A 17,703-nucleotide genomic window follows, 5' to 3' on the forward strand; every position below is an offset into this window, starting at 1 on the left:
CCGGTGCTGCGGCTCAAGGGCCTGGCCCCGGTGCAGTGGCTGCTGTCGCTGCCGCTGCTGTTGATGGGCTGGGCGAGCCTGCAAGGCTGGCGCGCCGAGCGGCCGCTGTTGGTGGCCTTGGCCGGACTGGCCTGTGGGCTGGCTGGCGTGGCACTGGTGGCAGGCCCCGCCACTTGGCTGAAGCTGCGCCTTGATGCCAGGCGCGTGCGTACTGGCGGTGACGATCTGTGCGGGCAGTTGCAGCACAGTTGGCACACGTTGGGCCGTTGCCTGCGCGGTTGGGCCGGGCTGATGCTGGTATCGCTGGTGCTTTTGTTGCTCTATCAACTGAGTTGGTGCTGGATTCATCGCCACGACGGCGGCTGGCCAGCGCTGGTGTTCTGCCTGCCACTGCTGTCGATGCTCGTCGCAGGCGCTGGCCTGATGAAGCGGCTCGGCCAGCGCTGGCGCACGCTGGAGGCGCCGGGTACCGCCTTGCTCGGTGTGCCCCTGAGCCGCGCCAGTGCACCGGCTGTGTGGGCCTGGGTCGAGCGCCTGGCCGCGCGAAGTGGCGCGCCGGTGCCCGATCACTTGGTCGCCGGGGTCGATCAATGCTTTTTCGTCACCTGCGTGCAGGTGACCCTGGAGCCGTCCGGGCACCTGCTGCAGGGCCGTACGTTGTATCTGCCGCTGACTTTTCTCTCAGCGCTTAGCCAGGAAGAAGCCGCCGCCATCATCGGCCATGAGCTAGGCCACTTCAGCCGCCGCGACAGCGAACGCGGCAGTGAGGCCGGTGCCCGCCTGAGCCAGATGAGCGCGCATTACCAGGCGCTCGCCCGCGAAGGCGAACCGGCAGGCTGGTTCGAGCGGCCGGTGCTGTGGATGGCCGGGAGTTTCCTGCATCATTTTCACCTCGCTGCCCAGCATTGCCGCCGCGAGCAGGAATTGCTCGCCGACCGGGCTGGCGCGGCGATGGCGGGCGAGGCGATGTTCGGCCAGGCGCTGTTGCGGGTGATCGTGCTGGGCGAGCGTATCGACGTGCTGCTGGGCACACCTGGGCGAGAGGACCTGATGCAGGCCCTGACCGAAGACCTGCGGCGCACGCCGCTGAGTTTCAACCATCAGGTACTGGGACGCACAGTGGCCCATCCCTTCGACACCCACCCGCCGACGCGTGATCGCCTGCGCCAACTGGGCGTAACCCTGGACGCCGAGCTGCTGGCCCAGGCCACCCGTGCGCCCACCGACCGCGACCGCACCTGGTTCGGTGAACTGGTCGGCGCACGTGAGCATGAACAAAGGTTGTAGCATGGCGCCGCTGGCGTTCATGCCCTCGTCAACGCTGACTGAATCAGGATCCTCGACCATGCGTTATCTGTTATCGCTCGCAGCGTGCCTGGCCGGCATCGCCCACGCGGCACCCGGCCCGCTTCCCGTGGAAAAGACCTTCAAGGATTGGTACGTCGCCTGCGACAACACCCTGCGATGTACAGCGGTCGCCGTGCACGAAATGGAAGGCGGCGCCAACCTGCTGCTGCGGATCAGCCGCCAGGCACCTTTCGATGCCGCACCGACGGTGGATGCGCTCACCTGGACCAGCGCTGGCCCCCGGCCGCTGTCGCTCGACGGCAAACCGCTGGCCACCGCGCTGGCGCCGGTGAACGATGGCGAGGCGGCCGGCTGGCACGGCGAGGGCGATACGGCGAGTGCTTTCCTTGCGGCCTTGCGTAACGGCCGTGTGCTCAGCCAGCCCGGGCCGGACGGTGCGGCCAGTGCCTCACTCGATGGCCTGACCGCCAGCCTGCTGTTCATGGATGAGCAGCAGCGCGCGTTTGGGCACGCGTAGCGCGTTGATCCGGCCAGGGGACGGGGCTTCACTGACCGCACCGGCGCCACCTTTGCTGGCGCTGCAGCCGTTCGCACCGGTGCCGGCCTTGGCCGATGGCGAGGCCAAGCGGTTGGTCGAAACCGTGCGACAGGCCGCCGCTGACGATCTGAAGGGCGACACCGACACGGGCGAGCCCGCCGCCGAGCTGCAGGCCTGGGCACTCAACGCCAGCACCGCGCTGGTGATCGCTCGTTACGGCTGCGCAGCATACAACTGTGACCATCTCGTGTATCTGGTACCTCGCGCAGCGCCGCAACAGCTCCAGGCGCTGGACCTGCCGCCATTCCCGGCAGCCGAACCGATCACCAACACCGACGAGCAAAGCGCCTGGAGCTGGGGCGCGGTGAGCTACGACCCCGCCACCGGTGAACTGGAGGCTTTCAGCAAGGCGCGCGGGCTGGGTGATTGCGGCAGCATCGGGCGCTGGCGGTTCGACGGCGAGCGCTTCCAGCCGCTGTTCAGTGCCAGCATGGGCGAATGCGTGGGCTGTCCGTCGACACTGTGGCCGGTGTCGTACCGCGCCGATCCCGGGCTTTAGCGGCCCGCTGGCACAAACCCGCTATAGTTCGCTGCACCGCGCCGGGCAGGGCATCACGCCTGCCCGCGCTCCCGTGCAGGAGAACGACCATGCCCCACGAACAGCACGTCATCACCACCGCCAGCGGCCAGTGCCCGGTCCATGTGTTGACGCCCGAAGACGGATGCGGCGGCCCCGCCATCGTGTTCTACATGGACGCCGGTGGCATCCGCCCTGCGCTGATCGCCATGGCCAGCCGGCTGGCCCGCGCCGGCTACGTGGTGCTGTTGCCCGATCTGTTCTACCGCTACGGCAGCTACGGCCCGTTTGACCCGGTCGAAGTGTTCAAGGGGGACTGGCGGGCGGTGCTCGGGCCGCTGATGGGCACCACTGGGGTCGCCAGGTCGGCAGAGGATACCGATGCCTTTCTCGCCTATCTGGGCACCCGCTCGGATGTGCGCGGCAGCCAGGTCGGGGCGGTGGGGTTCTGCATGGGTGGGGGCATGGCCATTGCCGCTGCCGGCACCCGGCCCGATCGTTTCGCTGCGGTGGCGAGTTTTCACGGCGGCAACCTGGCCACCGACGCCCCGGACAGCCCGCACACCTATGCCGCCTCCCTCGACGCCGAGCTGTACATCGCCGCAGCCGAGCAGGATGGCAGCTACCCGCCGAGATGGCCGCCCGCCTGGAGCAGGCACTGGCTGCGGCCGGTGTGCGCCACAGCGCCGAAGCCTATGCCGCCGCGCATGGCTGGATGAATGTGGACTTCCCGGTGTACGACGAACAGGCCGCCGAGCTGGGCTGGCAGAAGATGCTCAGCTTCTTCGCGCGCACCCTCACCGCACCGGCCATGCAGGCGGGTTGAGCGGTTATCTGCCCATCCAGCCTGAATCGCCCTTGAACGAATTTTCAGGGGCGACTATTCACCACGGTCTTTTTCACGAAAAATTGCCGCGCCAGCGCCTAGATTCCGCCGCCATGACCCCGGCGCCCGTGAGCGCCACCCCGTTGGTTCGAAGAAGAAGCCAGACCGCCTATGTACAAACCCTCTGCCGTGCGGCCCGAAGCCGTGACCCTGGCCGCCAGCGCGCTGCTGTTGGCCCTGTTCAACGTGCCGCTGTGGCAGCGCCTGCTTGAAGTGACCCAGCAGAGCGGTGGCTGGGTGTTGCGGGCGGCCTTCATCGCCATGGTGGGGCTGGCCTTCAATCTGGTGCTGAGCCTGCTGGCCGGGCGCTGGACGCTCAAGCCGCTGCTGACGGTGCTGTTCATGGCCAGCGCCGGGGCGGCGTACTTCATGAACGAATACGGCGTGATGATCGACGCGGGCATGTTCCGCAACGTCGCCGAAACCGACGTGAGCGAGGTGGGCGGGCTGCTGTCGCTCAAGCTTCTGGGCTACCTGGCGCTGCTGGGCGTGCTGCCTTCGCTGGTGCTGTGGCTGTGGCCGGTGAGCTACCGGCGCTGGTCGCGGGCGCTGTTGAGCAAGTTTCTGGTGGCGGTGGGCAGCGCCTGCCTGATCAGCGTTCTGGCGCTGAGCAACTATCAGGGCCTGGCCTCGCTGTTTCGCAACCACCACGAACTGCGCCTGCTGGTGGTGCCCAGCAACCTGATCGGCGCCACGCTGGGCTACCTGGGTGAGCAGGTCGAAAGCGCCCGCCATCCGTTTCGCGCCATCGGCGAAGACGCCCACCTGGCGCCAGCCTGGCAACAGCACACGCGCAAGACACTCACCGTGCTGGTAGTGGGGGAGAGCGCCCGCGCCGAGAACTTCAGCCTGCTGGGTTACAGCCGCGACACCAACCCGAAACTGGCCGCCGAACAGGGCCTGATCGCCTTCCCCGATGTGCACTCCTGCGGCACCGAAACGGCAGTGTCGGTGCCGTGCATGTTCTCCAACCTCACCCGCAAGGACTATTCGGCAAGCGTGGCCGCCAACCAGGAAGGGCTGCTGGATGTGCTCAAGCACGCCGGGCTCGACGTGATCTGGCTGGACAACCAGTCTGGCTGCAAGGGCACCTGCTCACGGGTGAGCTACCGCAACCTGAGCAACGAAACCGACCCGGCGTATTGCGAAGGCGGCGAATGCCACGACGCGATCCTGCTGCGCGATTTGCCAGGGCTGCTCGACAACCTGACCCGCGACACCGTGCTGGTGCTGCACCAGATGGGCAGCCACGGCCCGGAGTACTACAAGCGCGTGCCGGCAGGCTTCGAGCCTTTCACCCCGGTGTGCCGGAGCAATGCCCTGAACAACTGCAGCCAGGCGCAGATCGTCAGCGCCTACGACAACACCCTGCGCTACACCGACCAGGTGCTGGCCAGCCTGATCGACACCCTGCGCGCGCGCCAGGGCAGCGTCGACAGCGCGATGCTTTACCTTTCGGACCACGGCGAATCATTGGGCGAGTACAACCTGTTCCTGCATGGCACGCCCTACATGCTGGCGCCTGAGCAGCAAAAGCACGTGCCGATGCTGGCGTGGTTTTCCGACGGCTACCAGCAGGCACTGAAGGTCGATACCGGCTGCCTGCAAGCCAGCCGTGAGCGCCCGCTCAGCCAGGACAACCTGTTTCACTCGATGCTTGGCCTGCTGCAGGTGCAAACCGGCGTCTATGACCCGGCCCTGGACCTGTTCGCCAGGTGCCGAGGCTGACCTGCAGCCAGGCGCCAAGCAAGATATACTGCGCGGCATTGCCTGAGGAGTGCCGCGTGCCAATCAACATCGAATGGGTCCTTGACGACGCAAGCCTCGCTGCCTGTTGCCAGCAATGGCGCACGCTTTCCTTTATCGCGGTCGACACCGAGTTCATGCGGGTCGACACCTTCTACCCGCAAGCCGGGCTGGTGCAGGTCAGCGATGGCCGCACGGCCTGGCTGGTCGACCCCCTCTGCATCGACCAGTGGGCGCCGCTCGCCGAAGTGCTCGAGGCGCCTTCGGTGCTCAAGGTACTGCACGCCTGTGGCGAAGACCTTGAAGTGCTGCTGCGCCTGACCGGCGCGTCACCCCTGCCGCTGTTCGACACGCAACTGGCCGCCGCCTACCTGAACCTGGGCTTTTCCATGGGCTATTCGCGCCTGGTGCGAGGAAGTGCTCGGGCTGGAGCTGCCAAAAGGCGAAACGCGCTCCGACTGGCTGCAGCGGCCGCTGGCCGACAACCAGGTGCGCTACGCCGCCGAAGACGCCCTGCACCTGGCCGAGCTCTACACGGCGCTCAAGCCGCGGTTGTCCGATGAAAAAACCGCCTGGGTGCTCGATGACGGCCAGGAGCTGGTTACCCAACTCACCCGCGAGACCGACCCTCGCGAGCTGTACCGCGACGCCAAGCTCGCCTGGAAGCTGGCCCCGGCGCAGTTGGCGGTGATGCGCGAGTTGCTGTGCCTGGCGCGAAGCCCAGGCGCGCCTGCGTGACGTGCCACGCAACCGCATCCTCAAGGAAAGCAGCCTGTGGCCGCTGGCGCGCTACCAGCCCGACAACCTCACCGCCATGGCCAAGATCGAGGACATGCACCCGCGCACCCTGCGCCAGGATGGCGAGGCGCTGATCGAACTGATCCGCGCCGCGGCCAGCCAGCCGCGCGAGCAGTGGCCACAGGTGCTGCCCGACCCGCTGCCGATCGAAGCCTCCGGCATCCTCAAGCGCCTGCGCGCGGTGGGCCAGGCCGAGGCCGCCGAGCTTGGCATCGCGCCTGAACTGGCCACGCGCAAGAAAACCCTCGAAGCGCTGCTGCGCTCGGGCTTTCCCGACGGCCCCTATCACTTGCCCGACTCCCTGCGCGGCTGGCGCCGCGAGCGCCTGGGGCAGAAACTGCTCGACGCCCTCGACGGGCGGCAGCCTGTCGGGCCAAAGGAAACCGCATGAAACGCATCTGCTCGATCTACAAAAGCCCGCGCAAGAGCGGTATGTACCTCTACACCCTCAAGGCCGATGGCATCGCCAACGTGCCCGAAGGCCTGCTGCCGCTGTTCGGCACGCCCGTGCACGCCTTCGACCTGGTGCTCACTCCCGAGCGCACGCTGGCGCGTGAAGACATCGCCAAGGTGCTGGAAAACCTCGACACTCAGGGCTACCACCTGCAGATGCCGCCGCCTGAAGAGGAGTACATCGAGCATCTGCCTGAGGAGCTGCTGCCGGCGCAACGATCCGGTCTGACGATTTCACTGTCAGGCCCCGGATTTTTCGATACTGTAGCGCCCTGTTTTGAATGATGAGTGCGCATCGCCCTTACATGTCGCCCGGCGAGCCGGCCTCCCACAGATTTGCATGCTGGCGGTGCAGCCTTTGTGGGAGGCCGGCTCGCCGGGCGACATGCACCAGGCAACGCGCACCAGAAATCGATCGGCAACCCTGAAGTGCCGACGCGTGCCCGCTTCCCCTGCAAGGTCCCCACATGCCCGTCCTGATCGCGGAGCACAGCTTCGCCACCTACGTTCGCCTGCTCGGCGAGCAAGCCCCCCATCTCGAAGTGCTTACCAGTGACGATTCCGCCGTGCTTGCCGAGCACGCGGCCCGCTGCGATATCTGGCTAGGCCAACCCGACCTGCTGGCAAGCCTGCTGCGCCAGGGCCACCGCCCGCGCTGGGTGCAGTCCACCTGGGCCGGCATCACGCCGTTGCTGGCAGAGGGTTTGCCGCGCGACTACGCGCTCTCCCGCGCGGTAGGCATCTTCGGCCAGGTCATGGCCGAGTATGTGCTCACCTACCTGCTGGGCCATGAACGCTTTGTGCTCTCGCGGCTGGTCAGCCAGGTCGAGCGGCGCTGGGATAACCGCCTCGCCCCGAGCCTGCGCGGCAAGCGCGTGCTGATCGTCGGCACCGGCGACATCGGCGTGGCGGTGGCGCGTTTTCTCAAGCCGTTCGGCGTGAAGCTGCAAGGCATCGCCAGCCGCCCGCGCAAGCAGGCGCCGTTCACCCGGGTCGGTGGGCTGGAGGCCTTGCCTGAGCGCGTGGCCGAGGCCGATTACGTGGTGAACCTGCTGCCCAACACGCCGGCCACCGAAGACATCTATAACGCCGAGCTGTTCGCGCGCTTCAACCCCGATGCGTTGTTCATCAATGCCGGGCGGGGCACCTCGGTGGTCGATGCCGACCTGGTCGAGGCCCTCAAGCAGGGCCACCTGGCGGGCGCGGTAATCGACGTTTGCCGCCAGGAGCCGCTGCCGCAGCGCCACCCGTTCTGGACTGCCTGGGGGCTTCTGCTCACCGGCCACAGCGCGGCGCCCACTTCGCCCGAGCTGATGACAGAACTGTTCTTGAAAAACCTCAAGGCCTTCGAGGCCGGCCAGGCGCTCAAAGGCTCAGTGGACTTCGACCGCGGCTACTGAACAGCGGCAACCGCAGCCGGCTCGACGATCTGCCGCACCACCGCCAGGCTGCGTTCTGCGCCTTGTGCGTTGAGGTGGTCGCTGTCCTTGTACCAGGGCTGCAGGTCGCCGATCAGGCAGCGCTGGGCATCGCAGAACGCCGCATCCAGGCTGAACAGCCGAACCTGGCCAGCATCGGCCAGTTGCTGCAGGTAGCCGCGGCTGTAGGCTTGCAGTGCCTTGTGTTCCGTGTAGGGCACCGACAGCGCCTGAATGGCCGCGAGTTTATCGGCCTGGCTATCCTGCTGCTGGTGCGCCAGGCGGTAATACAGGTTGCGCGGGCTGGCCAGTTGCTGCGGCGCCTGGGCGACCACATCCACCTGCGCGCCCAGCGCGCGGTATTGCGCCACGGTGCGGGCCAGCCCGGCTTCGAACACCTGCCGTGAGGTGGCCTGATCCTGGCGGCTGTGCTCGGCATCGGTGAGGAAGTAGCGCACCTTGCGCGCGCCCTGATAGCCGCCGTCGGTGTACAGCGACCAGCGTGCAATCAGTACCACGTGCTTGACCTTGTGCTCGCGCACGAAGTCCAGTTGCCGCTGCGCAAGCTTCTGGCAGGCAGCCGGGGCGTAGTTGCCGGCGATTACATCCACGCCCAGTAGCGGCGGGCAACCGCCCACGCCCAGGTGCGCGATGCCGTGCGGCAGGCCATCGGCCAACTGAGCGAAGGCCGGCAGCAGCGCTTCGGAATGGCTGTCGCCGAACACTGCAAGGCTCGCGCCGTCCGTGTCGTTCGCCGCACCGAAGTAACACAGCGCGATGCTCTGGCCGTCGCCGTTGTAGCCCTGGTCGCAGGCATGGCGGATGGTCGGGTCCAGGAATGCGTTGACCAGCGCAGGGTCGAGGTTGTAGCGGCCCGGGAAGCCCTGCTGCTGATAGCCCAGCAAACCGATGGCCATGAACGCCACCGAGGCCAGGGCGCTGGCGCTGAAGATCTGCCGGCGGCTGACGCGCTGCTTGTCGCGAAACGGCCCCTCGATAAAGCGCCAGCTCAACCATGCCAGCACCAGCGACAGCGCCGCCAGCCCCAGCATGGCAGCGGTGGAGGGCGGCATCAGGTCGGCGTTGCGGGCAAAGGCGAACAACGGTTGGTGCCATAGGTAGGCGCTGTAGCTGATCAGGCCGATGCCTACCAGCGGCCGGCTGGCCAACAGCCGACCGGCGAAGGTGTGCGGGCTGCAGCTGGCGATCACCAGGGCAGCGCCCAAGGTCGGGAACAGCGCGTGCAGGCCGGGAAACGGCGTGCCCAGGCCGAAACTGAACACCGCGTAGCCGATCAGGCCCAGGCCCAGCAGCCCGCCCACTTCAGCCAGCGGGCCTTGGGCCGGTTGAGCCCGATGCTGCAACGCGAACGCCAGCAGCGAGCCGAGCAGCAGCTCCCAGCCACGCGCCGGCAGCAGATAGAAGGCTGCGGTCGAGGCCTGTTGCGCACCGTATTCGGCCCACACCAGGCTGGCGAGCCCCAGCAGCGCAAGCCCGGCCACCAGCAGCCGGCGCGGCAGGTGCCAGCCCAACCACAGCAACAGCGGGAAGATCAGGTAGTACTGCTCCTCGACCGCCAGGGTCCAGGTGTGGATCAGCGGTTTCAGCTCGACATCGCCGCCGAAGTAGCCGGTCTCCATCCAGAACAGCGCGTTGGAGGAAAACACCGGCACCGTCACCAGGCTCTTGGCGAAGCTGCGCAGGGCGATGGGGTCCAGCCACAGCCACGCCAGCGGCAAGCACACAGCCATCATCACGAACAACGGCGGCAGAATGCGCCGCGCCCGGCGTTCGTAGAAGCGCAGCACGCTGAAGCTGCCGCGTTCATGCTCGTTGAGCAGGATCGAGGTGATCAGGTAGCCGGAGATCACGAAAAACACGTCCACCCCGACAAACCCTCCGCCGAACAGGCTGATGCCTGCGTGGTAGAGAATCACCGGGAGCACGGCAATGGCGCGCAAGCCATCGACTTCCGCGCGATAGGGCACGGAAGAATGAGGGCATTCTTCATGGGTCGGAAACCTGGAAAAGTCAGCGGGTACGCTCACCGCACTGCCAGCGGGGGCAGAGGGGCGATAAAAGAAGGGGAATTCAGGTTGCCGTTTTACTCCGGCGCGCCGGATTTGTCGAGATGCCCGCGCTGGGCGGGCACCATCGGGTTACGGCTGGTAGATCTGGTCGAACACGCCGCCGTCGGCGAAGTGGGTCTTCTGCACGGTGCGCCAGTCACCGAAGGTTTTTTCCACAGAGATCAGCTCGACCTTGGGGAAACGGTCGGTGTACTTGGCCGCGACAGCGGGGTCACGCGGGCGCAGGTAGTTCCTGGCGGCGATTTCCTGGCCTTCGGGCGACCACAGGAACTTGAGGTAATCCTCGGCCAGGGCGCGGGTGCCTTTCTTGTCGACGACCTTGTCGACCACGGCCACCGGCGGCTCGGCTTCGGCCGACACGCTGGGGTACACCACCTCGAACTGGTCGCGGCCGAATTCACGGGCGATCATCTCGGCCTCGTTCTCGAAGGTCACCAGCACGTCGCCGATCTGGTTTTTCATGAAGGTGGTGGTGGCGGCGCGGCCGCCGGTGTCCAGTACCGGCACCTGCTTGAACAGCTTGCCGACGAACTCGCGGGCCTTGGCATCATCGGCGCCGTGGCGTTGCGCGTAGGCCCAGGCCGAGAGGTAGGTGTAGCGGCCGTTGCCACTGGTCTTGGGGTTGGGCACGACCACTTCGACGCCGTCCTTGATCAGGTCGGGCCAGTCCTTGAGCGCCTTGGGGTTGCCCTTGCGCACGATGAACACGGTCGCCGAGGTGAATGGCGCGCTGTTGTTGGGCAGGCGGGTGGCCCAGTCCTTCGGCACCAGGGCGCCGTTGTCGGCCAGGGCATTGATGTCGGTGGCCATGTTCATGGTGATCACATCGGCCTGCAGGCCATCGATCACCGAGCGCGCCTGTTTGCTGGAGCCGCCGAACGACAGTTGCAGGTTGGCTTCAGGCTTGCCTTCATCCTTCAGGTGCTGGGTGAAGGCGGCGTTGTAGTCTTTGTAGAAATCGCGCATTACGTCGTAGGAAACGTTCAGCAGGGTGGGCTTGGCATCGGCGGCCAGGGCATTGGCGCCCCAGGCCAGGCCTGCGGCGAGCAGGGAGGCGCTTAACAGTCGTTTCACGTGCAAAAGGTCCTTTTCTATGGCGGGCAGGGCAGTGTGCCGGCGACTATAGCCGCCCCCTGTCGCCTTCGAAAGTTCCGAAGGTTCGGGCCTTATGCTTTTTGGTGTTATGGCTTGTCTTCGGGATTGAACAGGCCCAGCGCCGGCAGCGCGAACGGGCAGGCAGCCAGGGCGGCGAAAGCGGCGATCAACAGGCTCAAGGTAGGCAGGTCCATGGCAATGGGCTCCATCGGGATGAAAGGGTATCGGTGTGTGGGGCCCATGTTACGCCGCGGCCTGCAAAGCAGAAGGCAGCGCGTGGCGATGGTAACTATCAAGGCCGCTGATGACTGCGTTATAGTCCGCGCTTTTGCACGGGAAGCTCCCATGAAGCGCTGCGTCGTCGCCCTCGCCATCCTCGCCCTGGCCGGCTGTGCCACCTACCGCATGGGCCAGGCCCGCGATGCCGGCCCGATCGCCACGCTTGAATCGGCACGCCTGCCGGTGGACATGGCCCAGTGCGTTGAAACCACCTGGCAACTCGAATCGCTGTTCGGCCCCGACGCCGACGCCTTTACTGACCGCGACGGTAAGGGGCGGTTCACTGTGCTCGAACCACACCTCTACCTATTTCGCCGACATCGAGCCCAATGGCCGCGGCAGCATCGTGCGCTTCTACGGTGAGCCGCGCCGCGGCGATGTCGCGCAGAAGCGCCAGGCGACCCTCGCTACCTGCCTTCGATCCCTCAGACGCCCAGCACCGCACCCAGTGCATCGCGGGCGTCGTCCAGCTGCACCAGCGCCGCCTGCCGCGCACCGAGTGCATCGCCATGCTCGATGGCCGTGAGGATCGCCTTGTGCCGGGGCAGTGCCAGCTCATGCAGGTTCGGCCGCTGGTTCGAATAGCGCAGCGCCTCGCGCAGGGCAGAGGACAGCATGTTGCACAGGTGGGTAAGCAGGTCGTTGTGGGTGGCGTCGGCGATGCGCGCGTGAAAATCCAGGTCCGGTTGCAGCAACGAGTCGGCCGAGCCTGAAGCCTCCATGCGCTGATACGCCTCGGCGATCGCCGCCACTTCCTCAGGCGTGGCGTATTGCGCCGCCATCGCCGCCGCCGCCGGCTCGATCACCGCGCGCACGTTGGTGAGCATGGCGAAGAAATCATTCTGCGGGCTGCTCTGCATCAGCCAGTGCAGCACGTCCGGGTCGAGCAGATGCCACTCGCCCCGCGGGCGCACCACCGAGCCGACCCGCGGCTTGGAATACACCAGCCCCTTGGCCACCAGTACCCGCGTTGCCTCGCGCAGCACCGGCCGGCTGACCGCGTACTCCTCGCACAGCAGCGCCTCGGCGGGGAGCTTTCGCCCCGGCTCCCAACGCCCGGCGACGATGCCCATGCCGATGTCGTGGACGATCTGGCTGTGCAGGCTTTTGCGTTTGGGGGGCTTGCGGTAATCCATGAGGGGCTCGGTGGCGGGTTTGGCGCTAAAGCTACAGGGCGGGTGGTGGTGTCGCAAGGGTTGGGCTCGGGGATTCGGGGGTGGCTGGATGTATTGATTCAGACGTGGTTTTAAGAGACAGCTGTTTGGTTTTGTTTCAGGATGTTCATTCAAGTAGTTAACGGAAACTAAGCATGCTCCATGCGTCATCCGTAAACTCGTAGCGCTTAGCTATCACGGGATTCCTTTCGATAGATGGCTGAAGAAATTGAAGAACCTTACCGTTCGCGGCACTTAAGTTTGGCTTGTATGGATTTGATACAGAACCTATATGGCGGGAGATTCTACGGAAAATGGCCTGGGGCGTGAGTTTGGTTGAGTTCCTGTCAATTGCATACAGAGCCTATTCGTAAAATATTCTCACAACTGTGTCCTGAGTCACATTCATTTCAAAATGTATTAAGCCTTGACTGCAAATATTGATTTGCGCAGACTTGCTACCTGCAATGCAGCCTTTGTCAGCAAACCCTCCGCAGTTTCATTTGGAGAAATGATTCGGAAGTTTAACTTGACTAGCACTTCTACTACCTGTGTAGATGACTGCGTGGGCACATTGAGTATTGCGCGGAAACATGGGTTTGGAACGGTATATATAGGCGACTTAGTGGCTGTGGAGCATCCTGCTTACAAGAGCGTATCAGACTTCATATCATTTGAGAAACCCGTTGCCCCAAGTGTAACTTGCGAATATGAAGAAGTAGGAGTGGTGAGCGTGTCGAGTGAAGGGGATTCGATTGTTTACAATCGTATAGGGAAGAACAATGCAGGCATTGGCAGTTTATCTAATACATCTGACTAGGCGAGGAGACGATGGAGTTTTTGAAAGCGCTAGGTAGATACCTACCCTACTCGGTCGCGGTTTTTATCCGTGGTAGCCAGGCCCAGGGTTTTGGGGCGGTAGACGCCGATATCGACGCTATTGTCGTTACCGATCAACCTCATTATTTCGAGCTTGGTCCAAAAGGTTTCGATATCTATCGCTGGCAGGATGTGAGTGTGGAGGTCCTGGTTCTGACCGAAGCGGATCTCCATCAACGCTTGAGTGTCTTGGAAAAGCCAAGTTTGTCGCAGGTCGAGCTCGATCAGGCAGAGCGCATTCTATCTGCACGTCTTTTGCAAGGTGATCCCTCACAGTTCGATTTTTCGGCGTATCAGCAGACGTTTAATACGAAGTACATCGCCCTGAGAATGGAGCGATGCAGGAATCTGTTTGGCAAAATTAGGAGCGATTTCGCAACCGGGGACCATCAGCTGGTTCACCTGTCGAGGAAGTTCACACTTTCCATGTTGTAGGCGTATCTGGTTTGGAAGGGCGATAACTTCACCCGCGAGCGCTGGTTGTTCAAGCGCCTGGATAGAACCTTGGGCAAGGAGGCATGGGTGGTCAGACGTTACATCCAGCTCCTGTTTCAACGGATTTGTCTGACGCCGCAAGAACTCCAGGCCAACGCACGGCAACTGCTGTTGCTGGCTCAGGCCATGCAGTACGCCATGCTCACTGACAGACATGACAGCCCAGTGCTCGACGGTAGTGGATGCGAGACGGCCGAGCCTGCGTTCTTGCTACGAATGACACCGGGCCAATCTGCAGTCATCTATTTGAATGACGTCAAGGTTGGAGATGCTACGGCCTGCCTGGATCTGTTCAGGCAACACGTGTGCGGCGTTGCGGCAGGTTGAAGGCAACGGTGGGCCTGACGCGAACAGCGCAATTTTCTTGTATGAGTTGGAGGCCCGCGTGCGCAATTCGATTACATTTGACGAAGCCACTGTTACAAAGCGCTATGTCTGTTGTTTTTCACTTATGAGGGAACGATACGTCTACGATAACGAAACGAATTTGGGAGACGTTGTCATTCGTGGTGTCGTGCCGTTTGGCAACGACGCGCTTCGGCTCCCTTACGTGGCGGCGCAACAGGGACCCTGGTGCCATGAGCAGGCAGGGCGTCTGTTGGCAGACTTCCATGATGCAGTTTATCGAACGCCTTTTACCTCGCTGGAGATACCCGAGGGGAAGATGTTTGTCGAGCGCAAGCTCGTTTCACTGCTTGAGGAATACAAGGGCGATAGAGCGATCAGCGTTGTTCTGACTTGTGCCGTGGAAGCCCGTACCGACCTCGTGCTCTGTCATGGCGATTTTTCTCCAAGGAACATTATCGTCAGTAATTCAGGACGGCTTTATCTGATCGATTTTGAAGCGGTGTCGCTTGGCCCGAGGGCGTTTGATATCGCCAAGTATTTGTGGAAGTGCGCCGAGAATCGAGGTACACGGCAGGGCGCCAGCGTTTTCATAAGAGCCTATGAGCGGAGTGCCCGCTGTGCGGTGGCAGCGCGGGAAATCGACATCTATATTCTGGTTCACGCGTTGCTTGCCAAGAAATGGTTGCGAGCAACCGGTATCGACGACCCTCACTACCACCTGTTGGCGCAACGCACAATCGCTCGACAGATGACCAAGCTTCGCGCAGGCGAATGAACCCGCTCATTACGGCGCAAACACCACATGAAACAAGTCAGTGAGATCGTGGCGATCGTGTCCCGGGAAGTGGTGTAACTCATCATGGCCTTGGCCACTGAGTTTGCCGTTTAGTTGATCACGGTCGACAGCTCGGCCTGTGGATTATCGCTGACTGCCTCAAAGGCCTCCAACTGCATGTAACGCCGTTGCAGGCACCACTCGTCGCTCTGCTCCAGCAACATTGCTCCGACCAGTCGGGTGATCGCCGGGTCATTCGGGAAGATGCCCACGACCTCAGTACGGTGTTTTATCTCGGCGCTCAGCCGCTCTAGCGGATTGGTGCTGTGAAGTTGCTGCCGGTGAGCCTTGGGGAAGCCCATGTGCGCCAGCACTTCATCCTCGCAGCCGTCCATCAGAGCTGCGATCTTCGGGTACTTCTCGCGTAACTGATCGGCCACCAGGCGCCACTGCTGGTGGCATTCCCGGCGGCTGTCCTGGGCAAACACTTTCCGCAGCAGCACCGCCACCATGGTGCGCTGGCCTTTGCCGACATGGACCATGGCATTGCGCATGAAGTGAACACGGCAGCGCCGCCACGTCGCGTGGAAGACCTTGGAAACAGCCGCCTTCAAGCCTTCGTGAGCTTCGGAGATGACGAGCTTCACGCCACGTAGGCCCCGCCGCATCAGGCTTCGCAAGAGGCCCTTTACGGAGATTGCAGCGACGCAGCAATTCAGCCCGCTCAGCCTCAGAAAGCGCTATAGGTATCGCTCGTCGGCCCATGATGTGACAGCTCTAGATGAGTGAGTTCACAATGAGCGTGGACTATATTTTCGCCGGTACTTCTGAAACACCACACTAATACGTCGTAGACCATGGCGCCCAGCATCCTGCCTACAGCAGCCCCTATGGCCGCCAAACACCCCAAACCCCTTCTGTAACAAGGCCTCCTGTCAGTCGCCTGGCAAACGGTCCAACGCAGCCCCACGGCTGCGTATTCCCAATACCTCAATGCGAATGCCGCGCCACCTTCGACCCTCTGCACCCCACCAGGAAGTCGAAATCGCACCCTTGATCCGCCTGCATCACATGTTCGATGTACAGCTGCCGATACCCCCGATCATCCCGTCACCGGCCGGTGCCTGCCAGTCGGCCAGGCGTGCGGCGAGTTCCTCGTCGCTGATGTCCAGGTGCAGCCGCCCAGTGCTGCAATCGAGCTCGATCCAGTCACCTTCGCGCACGGCGGCGAGCGGTCCGCCGGCGGCCGCTTCGGGCGCGACATGCAGCACCACGGTGCCGTAGGCGGTGCCGCTCATGCGTGCATCGGAGATGCGCACCATGTCGGTCACGCCCTGGGCCAGCAGCTTGGCCGGCAGGCCCATGTTGCCGACCTCGGCCATGCCTGGGTACCCCTTGGGCCCGCAGTTCTTCATCACCAGGATCGAGTCGGCGGTCACGGCCAGGTCCGGGTCGTTGATGCGTGCCTTGTAATCTTCGAAGTGCTCGAACACCACCGCCTGGCCGCGGTGCTTCATCAGCGCCGGGGTGGCGGCCGAGGGCTTGAGCACGGCGCCGCCGGGGGCGAGGTTGCCGCGCAGTACGCAGATGCCGCCGTCGGCAACCAGCGGGTTGTCGATGGCGCGGATCACTTCGTCGTCGCCGTGGATGGGCGCTTCGCGCACGTTTTCCCAGAGGGTGCGGCCGTTGACCGTGAGCGCATCGGGATGCGGCAGCAGGTTGTGCTCGCCCAGGCGGCGCAGTACGGCGGGTAGGCCGCCCGAGTGGTAGAACTCTTCCATCAGGAAGCGCCCGGACGGTTGCAGGTCCACCAGCGTCGGTGTGCCGCGGCCGATGCGGGTCCAGTCGTCCAGCTCCAGCGGCACGCCGATGCGGCCGGCGATGGCCTTGAGGTGAATCACCGCGTTGGTCGAGCCGCCGATGGCAGCGTTCACGCGGATGGCGTTTTCGAAGGCTTCGCGGGTGAGCACCTTGGACAGGGTGAGCCCTTCGTTGACCATCTCCACCGCGCGCATGCCCGAGAGGTGCGCGAGCACGTAGCGGCGTGAGTCGACTGCCGGGATGGCGGCATTGTGGGGCAGGGAAACCCCCAGGCTCTCGGCCATGCAGGCCATGGTCGAGGCGGTGCCCATGGTGTTGCAGGTGCCGGCCGAGCGCGACATGCCGGCTTCGGCGGAGAGGAATTCGTCGAGGTTGATGCGCCCGGCCTTATAGGCCTCGTGCATCTGCCAGACGATGGTGCCGGCGCCGATGTCGCGGCCCTTGTGCTTGCCGTTGAGCATCGGCCCGCCGGTGACCACGATGGCCGGCACGTTGCAGCTGGCGGCGCCCATCAGCAGGGCAGGGGTGGTCTTGTCGCAGCCGGTCAGCAGCACCACGCCGTCCACCGGGTTGCCGCGGATCGCTTCTTCCACGTCCATGCTTGCCAGGTTACGGGTGAGCATGGCGGTGGGGCGCAGGTTCGACTCGCCGTTGGAGAACACCGGAAATTCCACCGGGAAGCCACCGGCCTCCAGCACACCGCGTTTGACGTGCTCGGCGATCTGGCGGAAGTGCGCGTTGCACGGCGTGAGCTCGGACCAGGTATTGCAGATGCCGATGATCGGCTTGCCATGGAACTGATGGTCGGCAATGCCCTGGTTCTTCATCCAGCTGCGGTACATGAAGCCGTTCTTGTCGTTGGTGCCGAACCATTGGGCCGAGCGCAGGGTGGGTTTGTTTTCAGGCATGGCGGGCTCTCTTATTGTAAGACTTAATTATTCGAACGTTCTCCAATATAGGCGCTGAAAATCCAATTTGGAAGCTGTTGTGGTTTAAATAGTAAGACTATATAGTCCTTCAAAACGGCCTCTCGACAGGCCGTG

Annotated in this window: 12 protein-coding genes and 5 pseudogenes; 12 read left to right on the forward strand and 5 right to left on the reverse strand. The window is 63.9% G+C overall.

Translation table 11 applies throughout. The annotated features are described in order from the left end of the window. Positions 1–3 precede the first annotated feature (3 nt). From LN139_RS04745 to LN139_RS04775, 8 genes and pseudogenes are all read left to right on the forward strand, one after another. Positions 4–1,287, forward strand: coding sequence for a M48 family metallopeptidase (locus LN139_RS04745; RefSeq protein WP_236358989.1), 1,284 nt, complete (start codon positions 4–6; stop codon positions 1,285–1,287). Between the two features lie 58 nt (positions 1,288–1,345). Next, on the forward strand, positions 1,346–1,825 hold the full coding sequence (locus LN139_RS24700; RefSeq protein WP_268944817.1) for a DUF1176 domain-containing protein: 480 nt from the start codon (positions 1,346–1,348) through the stop codon (positions 1,823–1,825). Beyond that, the gene (locus tag LN139_RS24705) at positions 1,812–2,405 is read left to right on the forward strand and encodes a DUF1176 domain-containing protein (protein ID WP_268944818.1); all 594 of its coding nucleotides are present in this window, start codon (positions 1,812–1,814) and stop codon (positions 2,403–2,405) included. The genes LN139_RS24700 and LN139_RS24705 overlap by 14 nt, the downstream gene beginning before the upstream one ends. 191 nt (positions 2,406–2,596) lie before the next feature. After that, positions 2,597–3,249: pseudogene (locus tag LN139_RS04755) on the forward strand (dienelactone hydrolase family protein). A gap of 171 nt (positions 3,250–3,420) precedes the next feature. Next, positions 3,421–5,037 carry a phosphoethanolamine transferase gene (locus LN139_RS04760; RefSeq protein ID WP_236358990.1) on the forward strand — a complete coding sequence of 539 codons (1,617 nt, stop codon included), beginning with the start codon at positions 3,421–3,423 and terminating at the stop codon, positions 5,035–5,037. A 56-nt stretch (positions 5,038–5,093) separates the two neighbouring features. Then, positions 5,094–6,244, forward strand: a pseudogene (rnd, locus tag LN139_RS04765) (ribonuclease D). After that, positions 6,241–6,535: pseudogene (locus LN139_RS04770) on the forward strand (YcgL domain-containing protein). The pseudogenes rnd and LN139_RS04770 overlap by 4 nt, the downstream one beginning before the upstream one ends. A gap of 238 nt (positions 6,536–6,773) precedes the next feature. Continuing rightward, complete coding sequence (locus LN139_RS04775; RefSeq protein WP_236358991.1) at positions 6,774–7,706, forward strand: D-2-hydroxyacid dehydrogenase; 933 nt, start codon at positions 6,774–6,776, stop codon at positions 7,704–7,706. On the opposite strand, the gene LN139_RS04780 is transcribed toward LN139_RS04775, so the two are convergent. Beyond that, complete coding sequence (locus LN139_RS04780; protein WP_236358992.1) at positions 7,700–9,712, reverse strand: acyltransferase family protein; 2,013 nt, start codon at positions 9,710–9,712, stop codon at positions 7,700–7,702. The two genes, LN139_RS04775 and LN139_RS04780, sit on opposite strands and share 7 nt — an antisense overlap. A 171-nt stretch (positions 9,713–9,883) precedes the next feature. Beyond that, positions 9,884–10,888: a sulfate ABC transporter substrate-binding protein gene (locus LN139_RS04785; protein ID WP_236358993.1), complete on the reverse strand. Its 1,005-nt coding sequence runs from the start codon at positions 10,886–10,888 to the stop codon at positions 9,884–9,886. A 366-nt stretch (positions 10,889–11,254) separates the two neighbouring features. Between LN139_RS04785 and LN139_RS04790 the strand changes: the two genes are divergently transcribed. Continuing rightward, positions 11,255–11,551, forward strand: coding sequence for a hypothetical protein (locus LN139_RS04790; RefSeq protein ID WP_236358994.1), 297 nt, complete (start codon positions 11,255–11,257; stop codon positions 11,549–11,551). 62 nt (positions 11,552–11,613) lie between these two features. On the opposite strand, the gene LN139_RS04795 is transcribed toward LN139_RS04790, so the two are convergent. Then, complete coding sequence (locus LN139_RS04795) at positions 11,614–12,324, reverse strand: FadR/GntR family transcriptional regulator (protein ID WP_236358995.1); 711 nt, start codon at positions 12,322–12,324, stop codon at positions 11,614–11,616. 849 nt (positions 12,325–13,173) lie between these two features. On the opposite strand from LN139_RS04795, the gene LN139_RS04800 reads away from it, so the two are divergent. The 3 genes from LN139_RS04800 to LN139_RS04810 are packed head-to-tail and all read left to right on the forward strand — an operon-like array spanning position 13,174 to position 14,839. After that, positions 13,174–13,656, forward strand: a complete 483-nt coding sequence (locus LN139_RS04800; protein ID WP_236358996.1) for a nucleotidyltransferase domain-containing protein — start codon at positions 13,174–13,176, stop codon at positions 13,654–13,656. A 45-nt stretch (positions 13,657–13,701) separates the two neighbouring features. Beyond that, entirely contained in the window at positions 13,702–14,043 is a 342-nt protein-coding gene (locus LN139_RS04805; RefSeq protein WP_236358997.1) for a hypothetical protein, read from the forward strand. 58 nt (positions 14,044–14,101) lie between these two features. After that, a complete protein-coding gene (locus LN139_RS04810) occupies positions 14,102–14,839 on the forward strand; it encodes a phosphotransferase (protein ID WP_236358998.1) in 738 nt (245 codons plus the stop codon). A 110-nt stretch (positions 14,840–14,949) separates the two neighbouring features. Here the strand turns inward: LN139_RS04810 and LN139_RS04815 are convergent. Continuing rightward, positions 14,950–15,519: pseudogene (locus LN139_RS04815) on the reverse strand (transposase); the annotation flags it as partial. A gap of 310 nt (positions 15,520–15,829) precedes the next feature. Next, a pseudogene (locus tag LN139_RS04820) lies at positions 15,830–17,568 on the reverse strand (IlvD/Edd family dehydratase). Between the last annotated feature and the right edge of the window lie 135 nt (positions 17,569–17,703).

Origin of the sequence: Pseudomonas sp. KNUC1026 (assembly GCF_021650705.1) — a bacterium.
In the GTDB taxonomy this organism is placed as follows: Bacteria; Pseudomonadota; Gammaproteobacteria; order Pseudomonadales; family Pseudomonadaceae; genus Aquipseudomonas.

Coding starts and splice junctions, on each gene's coding strand:
- LN139_RS04760 (WP_236358990.1), top strand. CDS start 3,421: ATGTACAAACCCTCTGCCGTGCGGCCCGAAGCCGTGACCCTGGCCGCC.
- LN139_RS04790 (WP_236358994.1), top strand. CDS start 11,255: ATGAAGCGCTGCGTCGTCGCCCTCGCCATCCTCGCCCTGGCCGGCTGT.
- LN139_RS04795 (WP_236358995.1), bottom strand. CDS start 12,324: ATGGATTACCGCAAGCCCCCCAAACGCAAAAGCCTGCACAGCCAGATC.
- LN139_RS04775 (WP_236358991.1), top strand. CDS start 6,774: ATGCCCGTCCTGATCGCGGAGCACAGCTTCGCCACCTACGTTCGCCTG.
- LN139_RS24700 (WP_268944817.1), top strand. CDS start 1,346: ATGCGTTATCTGTTATCGCTCGCAGCGTGCCTGGCCGGCATCGCCCAC.
- LN139_RS04800 (WP_236358996.1), top strand. CDS start 13,174: ATGGAGTTTTTGAAAGCGCTAGGTAGATACCTACCCTACTCGGTCGCG.